The sequence below is a fragment of the Stutzerimonas kunmingensis genome (assembly GCF_032106285.1).
Taxonomy (GTDB): domain Bacteria; phylum Pseudomonadota; class Gammaproteobacteria; order Pseudomonadales; family Pseudomonadaceae; genus Stutzerimonas; species Stutzerimonas kunmingensis_B.
Map to the genome: position 1 here is coordinate 76,114 of NZ_DAMCPO010000020.1, position 9,457 is coordinate 85,570.

Here is a 9,457-nt window from a genome sequence, read left to right on the forward strand (position 1 = left end):
AGAGGTGAACAGAGGCGGCGCCTCCGACAGTTTGAATACCCGCACCGGCGCTAAACGGCAAGGCATCAGCGTACGTTAGTGCGCGTTTTGCGAACGGGCCGACCTGACAGAAAAATCGCCCTGCCCGGCTCCGCCTGGTGCGAATCAGAGCAGCCGTTCGATGCCATCCAGCGAACAGCAAGGTTTAAGCTCTGTCTGAAAAGCACCGCTATATATAGTGGCGATGGAGGTGAGGTCAAGCGCGGACCTGCTGGCCGCTAGCCAGCTCAACCTTCGAAAACGCTCGTTTCGGCTTCGATCAATGCGAAACGCGGGACCGTTTCGCCGTTGACTTCGACAGTCTCGATGAACATCGACAACGGGCGCACCCAGAGTCCACGTTCCCCATACAGCGCCTGGTAGAACACCACCGACTCCTCGGTCTCGGAGTGCCGCGCAACAGCGAACACGCGATATTCCGGCCCCTTGTAATGGCGATAACGCCCCGGCTGCAACTGCATGCCTACCTCCACACAAATACAAAAAAGAAAAACCGGGGCACCAGGCCCCGGCTTCCATGCACCGGCTGACAATCATATTCCCGCTCAGTCGCGAGATTGGCTGTCAGCCTAGCGCAGTCATTTGCATCTGTCTGTTAGACGCGTTCGAAGACCGTACTGATCCCCTGGCCCAGACCGATACACATGGTGGCAATACCAATCGTACCGTTGTTCTGCTTCATCACGTTCAGCAGGGTGCCGGAGATACGCGCACCGGAGCAACCGAACGGGTGACCCAGAGCGATAGCGCCGCCGTGCAGGTTGACCTTCTCTTCCATCTTGTCGAGGAGTTTGAGGTCCTTGAGCACCGGCAGGGCCTGTGCAGCGAAGGCTTCGTTCAGCTCGACGTGACTGATGTCGTCCATGGTCAGACCGGCGCGCTTGAGCACCTTCTGGGTGGACGGCACCGGGCCGTAACCCATGATTGCCGGGTCTACACCAGCCAGTGCCATTGCGCGAACCACGGCCAACGGCTGGATGCCGAGATCCTTGGCGCGCTGGGCGGACATGACGATCATGCAAGACGCGCCGTCGGTGATCTGCGAGGAAGTACCTGCAGTCACGGTGCCGCCCTTCGGGTTGAACGCAGGTTTCAGCGCAGCCAGGCTTTCCAGGGTGGTGTCCGGACGGATGGTTTCGTCGTAATCGAAGACCTTGAGGAAACCATCCTCGTCATAGCCTTCCATCGGGATGATTTCATCCTTGAAGTTGCCTTCCAGCGTGGCCTTGTGCGCCAGGCGGTGCGAACGCTCACCAAAGGCATCCTGCTGCTCGCGGGTGATGCCGTGCATCTTGCCGAGCATTTCGGCAGTCAGGCCCATCATGCCGGACGCCTTGGCGGCGTACAGCGACAGCTGCGGGTTCGGGTCGACGCCGTGCATCATGCTGACGTGGCCCATGTGCTCCACACCACCGATGACGAACACGTCACCGTTGTTGGTCTGGATGGCCTGCACGGCAGTGTGCAGGGCGCTCATGGACGAACCGCAGAGGCGGCTCACGGTCTGGCCGGCGCTGGTGTGCGGGATACGCGTCATCAGCGAAGCCATGCGGGCGATGTTCCAGCCCTGCTCGAGGGTCTGGTTCACGCAGCCCCAGATCACGTCCTCGACTTCGGCCGGGTCGATCTTCGGATTACGCGCCAGCACGCCGTCGATCAGGTGTGCGGACATGGTTTCAGCGCGGGTATTACGGTGCATGCCGCCTTTGGATCGCCCCATCGGGGTACGACCGAAGTCGACGATGACTGCATCTCTTGGATTCAGGCTCATGAATTCTCTCTCCCTCGATTAACCGTAGAAGCGCTGGCCGTTGGCAGCCATCTCGCGCAGCTTCGCGGTCGGGTGGTACAGCGGGCCCAGGTCGGCGTACTTGTCGGCCATCGCGACGAACTCGGCGACGCCGATCGAATCGATGTAGCGCAGCGCACCACCACGGAAGGGTGGGAAGCCAATGCCATAGATCAGGCCCATGTCGGCTTCGGCAGCGGTCTCGACGATGCCGTCTTCCAGGCAGCGCACGGTTTCCAGGCACAGCGGGATCATCATGTAGTTGATGATGTCCTCGTCGGACAGCTCGCGAGTCTCGGCAACGATCGGCTTGAGCAGCTCGTAGGCCTGGGCATCGACGACCTTCTTCGGCTTGCCCTTCTTGTCCATCTCGTAGGCGTAGAAGCCCTTGCCGTTCTTCTGGCCGAGGCGGTTGGCTTCGTACATGACATCGACAGCCGTACGGGTGTCGTCCTTCATGCGATCCGGGAAGCCTTCAGCCATCACGTCACGGCCGTGGTGGCCGGTGTCCATGCCGACGACGTCCATCAGATAGGCCGGGCCCATCGGCCAGCCGAACTTCTCCATCACCTTGTCAGCGCGAACGAAGTCGACACCGTGGGCGATGGCGCGGGCAAAGCCGCCGAAGTACGGGAACAGCACGCGGTTGACCAGGAAGCCCGGGCAATCGTTGACCACGACCGGGCTCTTGCCCATTTTCTTGGCGTAGGCAACGGTGGTGGCGATAGCCACTTCGCTGGTCTTCTCGCCACGAATCACTTCCACCAGCGGCATCATGTGTACCGGGTTGAAGAAGTGCATACCGCAGAAGTTTTCCGGACGCTTGAGCGCCTGAGCCAGGTAGTTGATGGAGATCGTCGAGGTATTGGAGGCGATGATCGCGTCTTCGCGAACGTGCCCTTCCACCTCGGCCAGCACGGCGTGCTTGACCTTCGGGTTCTCGATCACGGCTTCGACGACGATGTCGACGTTACCGAAATCACCATACGACATGGTCGGGCGAATCGCGTTGAGCGCCTGAGCCATCTTGTCGGCAGTCAAACGGCCTTTTTCGACACGCTTGCCGAGCAGCTTGGAGGCCTCGTCCAGGCCCATCTGGATACCCTCTTCACGGATATCCTTCATCAGGATCGGCGTGCCCTTGACGGCCGACTGGTAGGCGATGCCGCCGCCCATGATGCCAGCGCCGAGTACGGCAGCCAGTTTCACGTCGCGCGCCTGCTTGTCGTAGCCCTTGGCCTTTTTCTTCAGTTCCTGATCGCTGAGGAACAGGCCGACCAGGCTCTGTGCAACCGAGGTCTTGGCCAGTTTGACGAAGCCGGCGGCCTCGACTTCGATGGCCTTGTCACGGGTGAAGTTGGCGGCTTTCTGAATGGTCTTGATGGCTTCGACCGGGGCCGGGTAGTTCGGGCCGGCCTGGCCAGCCACGAAAGCCTTGCTGGTTTCGAAGGCCATCATCTGCTCGATGGCGTTGAGCTTGAGCTTGTCCAGCTTCGGCTGACGCTTGGCCTTGTAGTCCAGCTCGCCGGAAATGGCACGCTTGACCAGATCCAGTGCAGCAGCCTGCAGCTTCTCCGGAGCGACCACGGCATCGACTGCATGAACCTTGAGGGCGTCTTCGGCGCGGTTTTCCTTGCCGGAGGCGATCCACTCGACAGCGTTATCCACACCGATCAGACGCGGCAGGCGCACGGTGCCGCCGAAGCCCGGGTAGATGCCCAGCTTCACTTCCGGCAGACCGACCTTGGCGGCGGTGGACATGACGCGATAGTCGGCAGCCATGCACATCTCGAAACCGCCACCCAGGGCGATGCCGTTGATGGCGGCCACGGTGGGTACGCCCAGGTCTTCGAAATCGCTGAAGATCTTGTTCGCTTCGAGGTTGCCGGCGACCAGTTCCTCGTCGGCCATCTTGAAGTTGTCGACGAATTCGGTGATGTCGGCGCCGACGATGAATACGTCCTTGCCGCTGGTAACGATGACGCCTTTCACCGACGCGTCAGCCTTGATGGCATCGACGGCCTGGCGCAGATCGTTGAGAGTGAGGCGATTGAACTTGTTGACGGACTCACCCTTGAGGTCGAAATTCAATTCGACGATGCCGCTCTCAAGAGCCTTAACCGTGATGGCTTTACCTTCGTAAATCATCAACTGATCTCCAGGTATGGAAGCTGAACGTTACGTGTCTCACGTCTTCGGCCCTACTCGGCCGCGCCTTGCGGCGAACGACACCCACCGACACGATAATCCGGGTGACCGGCATCTGCTCTGGCAAACGCTCGATTCATACGCCCGTTTGATTTGGGTCGGCACACCTTCGGGGAAAAGCTCAGCATTGTCAATCAGCTGGTTTGCCTAACCGAAAGCCACCTGCGAGCGGACATTTCGCGACCACCCGGTCATCATCGACAACTCCGATTCGCCGCCATTCACCGCGCCGATCCTTGCCGTGCACCTGTCACCGACCGACGCCACGTTTGTCTGTTGAATCCTAGCCGTAGCCGAGCAGGTACACTGCCGCATCTCGCTCTATGCCATCACCGGCCTTAGCGGCCGCGAAACGAATCCGGAGTTACTGCATGTCCAACGCCCCCATCGCCCGCGCCGACACCGGCACCGATCCCTATCGCTGGCTGGAGAATCGCGACGCCGATGATGTGCTGGCGTACCTCAAGGCAGAGAACGCATACCTCGAGGAACAGCTCGCCGACCAGTCCGAAGTGCGCGAGACGCTGTTTCAGGAAATAAAGAGCCGCATCCGCGAAACAGACCTGTCCCTGCCGTCGCCCTGGGGGCCGTGGCTGTATTACCAGCGCACCACGGCTGGCGACGAATACCCGCGGCACTATCGCTGCCCGCGGCCGCTCGATGGTTCGCTCACCGTAGATGAGAACGCCGAACAGCTGCTGCTCGACCCCAACGAGCTGGCCGAAGGCGGCTTCCTCTCCCTGGGCGCGTTCAGCGTCAGCCAGGACCACAGCAAGCTGGCCTACAGCCTCGATCGCGAAGGCGACGAGATCTACCGACTGTTCGTCAAGGATCTCGCCAGCGGCGACGTGACCGCCCTGCCCTTCGACGATTGCGACGGCAGCATGACCTGGGCCAACGACAGCCAGACGCTGTTCTACGGTGAACTGGACGACACCCACCGCCCGCACAAGATCTACCGCCATCGCCTTGGCGATACGGGCAGCAGCGAGGTCTATCACGACCCGGACGGGCGCTTCTTCGTGCATTGCTACCGCACCAGCTCCGAGCGCCAGCTGGTCATCCTTTCACACAGCAAGACCACCAGCGAAGCCTGGGTGCTGTCGGCGGACGAGCCGGAAGGTCAATGGACGTGCCTGGCGCCACGCCAGGAAGACCACGAGTACTTTCCCGATCATGGCCTCCACGAAGGTCAGTGGAGCTGGCTGATCCGCAGCAATCAGGCGGGCATCAACTTCGCCCTCTATCACGCAAGGGAGGCGCAGCCCGAGCGGGAGCATTGGCAGGAACTGGTCCCGCATGACGACGCGGTGATGCTCGAGGATGTCAGTCTGAATGCCGAGGCGATCACCCTGACCCTGCGCGAAAGCGGCCTACCAGTGATCGAAGTGCGGCCGCAGGGCGTGCAGCCCTATCGCCTGCAGCTGCCCGATGCGGCCTACAGCCTGCATGTACAGAATTCGCTGGAATTCACCAGCACAGTGATCCGCCTGCGCTACGAGGCGCTCAACCGCCCGGCGCAAGTCCGTCAGCTGACGCTGGCCGACGGCACGCAGGAAGTGCTCAAGGAAACGCCGGTGGAAGGCCCCTTTGATGCGGACGCCTATGAAAGTCGACGCATCTGGGCGACCGCTCAGGACGGCACGCAGATTCCCATCAGCCTGGTCGGCCGCCGCGACAGCTTCGGCAAGCCGGCTCCGCTCTATCTCTACGGTTACGGCGCCTATGGGCACAGCCTCGATCCGTGGTTTTCCCATGCGCGCCTGTCGCTGCTCGACCGCGGTTTCGTCTTCGCCATCGCCCACGTACGCGGCGGCGGCGATCTCGGCGAGGCCTGGTACCGTGCCGGCAAGCTGGAGCACAAACCGAACACCTTCAGCGACTTCATCGCCTGCGCCGAGAAGCTGCTGGCCGACGACTACACAACCTCGGCGCGCCTGGCCATCAGCGGCGGCAGCGCCGGCGGCCTGCTGATCGGCGCGGTACTGAACATGCGCCCAGAGCTGTTTGGTGCGGCCGTCGCCGAGGTGCCCTTCGTCGACGTGCTCAACACCATGCTCAACGCCGATCTGCCGCTGACCGTGACCGAGTACGACGAATGGGGCGATCCGAATCAGCCGGAGGTGCATGAGCGGATCAAGGCCTATGCGCCCTATGAAAATATCCGCGCCCAGGCCTACCCCGCGCTGCTCGCAGTGGCCGGCTACAACGACAGCCGCGTGCAGTACTGGGAAGCCGCCAAGTGGGTCGCCAAGCTACGCGCCACCCGTACCGACGACAACCTGCTGCTGCTCAAGACCGAATTCGGCGCCGGACACGGTGGCATGAGCGGTCGGTACCAGGCGCTCAAGGACGTGGCATTGGAGTACGCCTTCGTGCTCAAGGTGTTCGGCATGGCCGGTTAGCACGCTCTCGCGCGCAGCCTGTCTGGTTGCGCGAGACATTCATCCTTGGGGCCGACCGTGAAGCACGGCCGCCCCGCGCCGGTGTTGGCGGCGAAGTTCGTCCGTCGCGCTTTCACAATTCGCGGTCAAGACCGCCCCCACACGTTGGTGAGCCCTGCTCCCCCTGCATCCGTTTGGCTTCCCACAACAGCCACTACACCGCGCTGCCGCCAGATGCCGACCTGCGGCACCGAACAGCCTGCCCCGGCGAGAGTCATTCATTGAGAATGTCCTCGTCGGAGCCTCCCAATGAACAACAACTCTTCGAACCACCAGAATCAGAACGTCCACGGCTGGGAACGCGCCATGTCCCTGGCCGGCGGGCTGTATTTCCTTGCCAAGGGCCTCAGCCGCGGCGGCCTGGGCGGACTGCTGCAGCTGGGTATCGGCGGCCTGGCGCTGTCCCGTGGCGTAACCGGGCACTGCGAGGCCAAGCGCGTGTTCAATGAAATCAACGAACAGGCCGGCATGGCCGAAGGCCGCTCGCACCACATGCCGTTCGAACGCTCGGAGAAGGATAGTCAGCAACTGCAAGCAAATGCCGCGGCAGCCACCAACGGCACCACCGTAACCGGCAATGACAGCCTGAAAAGCCCGCCTGCCGGCGTCTGATCCCGCGGCCATACAAGCGGGAAACATCGAGCCCGGCGAGTCGTGGCATTGCCGCCGGGCACAGGCTCATTGGTAAAGGCGACCGGCTGCGTGACTACGCTCCGGTCGCCCTCGCCTTCAGCGCTTCTTCACCGCCTCATGAGCCTCGATCAGCTGATCGACCACACCAGGATCGGCCAGGGTCGAGGTATCGCCCAGCGCGTCATAGTCGTCCGTGGCGATCTTGCGCAGCAGCCGGCGCATGATCTTGCCGGAACGCGTCTTCGGCAGCCCAGGGGCCCACTGAATCACATCCGGCACGGCGATCGGCCCGATCTCCTTGCGCACCCACTGCTGCAGCTCCTGGCGCAGCGCGTCCGTGGGCTGCACGCCGCTGACCAAGGTCACATACACGTAGATCGCCTGCCCCTTCAGCGCATGCGGAACGCCCACCGCTGCTGCTTCGGCCACCTTGGCATGGGCGACCATGGCGCTTTCTATCTCCGCGGTGCCCATGCGGTGCCCGGACACATTAAGCACGTCATCCACCCTTCCGGTGATCCAGTAATAGCCATCCTCGTCGCGACGCGCGCCATCGCCGGTAAAATACATGCCGCGGAAGGTCTTGAAGTAGGTGTCGACGAAGCGGTCGTGGTCCTTGTAGATGGTGCGCATCTGCCCCGGCCAGGAGTCGAGGATCACCAGATTGCCCTCGGCAGGGCCTTCGAGCAGGTTGCCGAGGTTGTCCACCAACCCCGGCACCACGCCGAACAGCGGGCGCGTGGCGGAGCCTGGCTTGAGCGCGGTCGCCCCCGGCAGCGGGCTGATCAGGATGCCGCCAGTCTCGGTCTGCCACCAGGTATCGACGATGGGGCAGCGCGATTGGCCGACCGTTTCGTAATACCAGTGCCATGCCTCGGGATTGATCGGTTCGCCCACCGTGCCGAGCAGGCGCAGGCTGGAGCCGTCGGCCCCCTCCACCGCCGCGGCCCCCTCGGCCATCATGGCGCGGATCGCCGTGGGCGCCGTGTAGAGGATGTTCACCTTGTGCTTGTCGATGATCCGGGCGATGCGGGTAACGTCCGGATGATTCGGCACGCCTTCGTACATCAGCGTCGTCGCGCCGTTGGCCAGCGGGCCGTAGATCAGGTAGCTGTGCCCGGTGATCCAGCCGATATCGGCCGTGCACCAATAGACCTCCCCGGGGCGGTAGTCGAACACCCGCTCATGAGTCAGTGCGGCATAGAGCAGATAGCCGCCGCAGGTATGCAGAACGCCCTTCGGCTTGCCCGTGGAGCCGGAGGTATAAAGGATGAACAGCGGCTCCTCGGCCCCCATTTCCTTCGGCGCGCAAACCTCACCGGCCACGCGCATCAGGTCGTCGTAGCAGATGTCGCGATGCGAGTGCCAGCGGATGTCCGCACCCGTGCGGCGCACGACGATGATCTTCTTCACACAGCTGGTCTGGGGATTGGTCAGCGCCTCGTCGACATTCCCCTTGAGCGGCACGGGTTTGCCGCCGCGAACGCCTTCGTCGGCGGTGATCACGATCTTCGACTGACCATCAATGATGCGCCCGGCCAGCGCTTCCGGGGAGAAGCCACCGAACACCACCGAGTGGATAGCGCCGATGCGCGCACAGGCCAGCATCGCCACCGCGGCCTCTGGAATCATCGGCATGTAGATGGTCACCACGTCGCCGCGGTGCACATCCTGCCCGCGCAGCGCATTGGCGAACTTGCTGACTTCCTGGTGCAGCTCGCGGTAGGTGATCTCGCGGTGTTCGGAAGGATCATCGCCCTCCCAGATGATTGCCAGCTGATCGCCGCGCTCGGCCAGGTGCCGATCCAGGCAGTTGGCCGAGACGTTGAGCGTGCCATCGGCGAACCATTTGATATCCACATGGTGATCGTCGAAGGAGGTGCGCTTGACCTCGGTGAAAGGCCGGATCCAGTTCAGCCGCGCCGCCTGTTCACGCCAGAAGCCCTCGGGATTGATCACCGACTGCTGGTACATGGCCTTGTAGCTGGCTTCGTTGGTCAGTGATTGAGCGGCCACCTCGGGCCGAACCGGATATACGGACGCAGCGCTCATGGCAGTTCCTCGTCTGTCTTGTTGGTATGCAGAACCCTGTCCAGCAGGCGAACCCAATGACCAACCCAGCGCCTGTCAGACGGTGCACTCCAGCCAAGCACGCCACCCTTGGCGTATCGGCTTTGCTCAAGCATAGACCGCGCCTCACCGCATGGCGTGTGCACTACCGCCATTTGCCAGAGCTTTCGCGTAGCGGAATGCTACGGCCCCGACACCCGCGGACGCGTTTTGCAGGCAAAAAAAAAGGTTCTTCGCGGAGTCTGGGGGAAGAGCGAGTTGACAGTCAGGGAAG

6 protein-coding genes are annotated in these 9,457 nt (G+C 62.5%); 2 read left to right on the forward strand and 4 right to left on the reverse strand.

The window, feature by feature from the left end:
* Positions 1–266 precede the first annotated feature (266 nt).
* From RT582_RS16165 to fadB, 3 genes are all read right to left on the reverse strand, one after another.
* Complete coding sequence (locus RT582_RS16165) at positions 267–500, reverse strand: DUF1653 domain-containing protein (RefSeq protein ID WP_014820599.1); 234 nt, start codon at positions 498–500, stop codon at positions 267–269.
* Between the two features lie 134 nt (positions 501–634).
* Positions 635–1,810, reverse strand: a complete 1,176-nt coding sequence (gene fadA, locus RT582_RS16170; RefSeq protein ID WP_003285577.1) for an acetyl-CoA C-acyltransferase FadA — start codon at positions 1,808–1,810, stop codon at positions 635–637.
* 18 nt (positions 1,811–1,828) lie between these two features.
* On the reverse strand, positions 1,829–3,976 hold the full coding sequence (gene fadB / locus RT582_RS16175) for a fatty acid oxidation complex subunit alpha FadB (protein WP_312172015.1): 2,148 nt from the start codon (positions 3,974–3,976) through the stop codon (positions 1,829–1,831).
* 431 nt (positions 3,977–4,407) lie between these two features.
* Here fadB and RT582_RS16180 point away from each other — a divergent pair, with 431 nt between their 5' ends.
* Together RT582_RS16180 and RT582_RS16185 are read left to right on the forward strand one after the other, a co-directional pair.
* Positions 4,408–6,441 carry a S9 family peptidase gene (locus RT582_RS16180; protein WP_313478501.1) on the forward strand — a complete coding sequence of 678 codons (2,034 nt, stop codon included), beginning with the start codon at positions 4,408–4,410 and terminating at the stop codon, positions 6,439–6,441.
* 288 nt (positions 6,442–6,729) lie between these two features.
* Positions 6,730–7,092, forward strand: a complete 363-nt coding sequence (locus RT582_RS16185) for a YgaP-like transmembrane domain (protein WP_090519545.1) — start codon at positions 6,730–6,732, stop codon at positions 7,090–7,092.
* A 117-nt stretch (positions 7,093–7,209) separates the two neighbouring features.
* On the opposite strand, the gene acs is transcribed toward RT582_RS16185, so the two are convergent.
* The gene (acs, locus tag RT582_RS16190) at positions 7,210–9,165 is read right to left on the reverse strand and encodes an acetate--CoA ligase (protein WP_313478503.1); all 1,956 of its coding nucleotides are present in this window, start codon (positions 9,163–9,165) and stop codon (positions 7,210–7,212) included.
* Positions 9,166–9,457: the final 292 nt, after the last annotated feature.

What these genes read in the sequence shown, in the direction of transcription:
- RT582_RS16165 (WP_014820599.1), bottom strand. Translation starts at nt 500, where the DNA reads ATGCAGTTGCAGCCGGGGCGTTATCGCCATTACAAGGGGCCGGAATAT.
- fadA (WP_003285577.1), bottom strand. Translation starts at nt 1,810, where the DNA reads ATGAGCCTGAATCCAAGAGATGCAGTCATCGTCGACTTCGGTCGTACC.
- fadB (WP_312172015.1), bottom strand. Translation starts at nt 3,976, where the DNA reads ATGATTTACGAAGGTAAAGCCATCACGGTTAAGGCTCTTGAGAGCGGC.
- RT582_RS16180 (WP_313478501.1), top strand. Translation starts at nt 4,408, where the DNA reads ATGTCCAACGCCCCCATCGCCCGCGCCGACACCGGCACCGATCCCTAT.
- RT582_RS16185 (WP_090519545.1), top strand. Translation starts at nt 6,730, where the DNA reads ATGAACAACAACTCTTCGAACCACCAGAATCAGAACGTCCACGGCTGG.
- acs (WP_313478503.1), bottom strand. Translation starts at nt 9,165, where the DNA reads ATGAGCGCTGCGTCCGTATATCCGGTTCGGCCCGAGGTGGCCGCTCAA.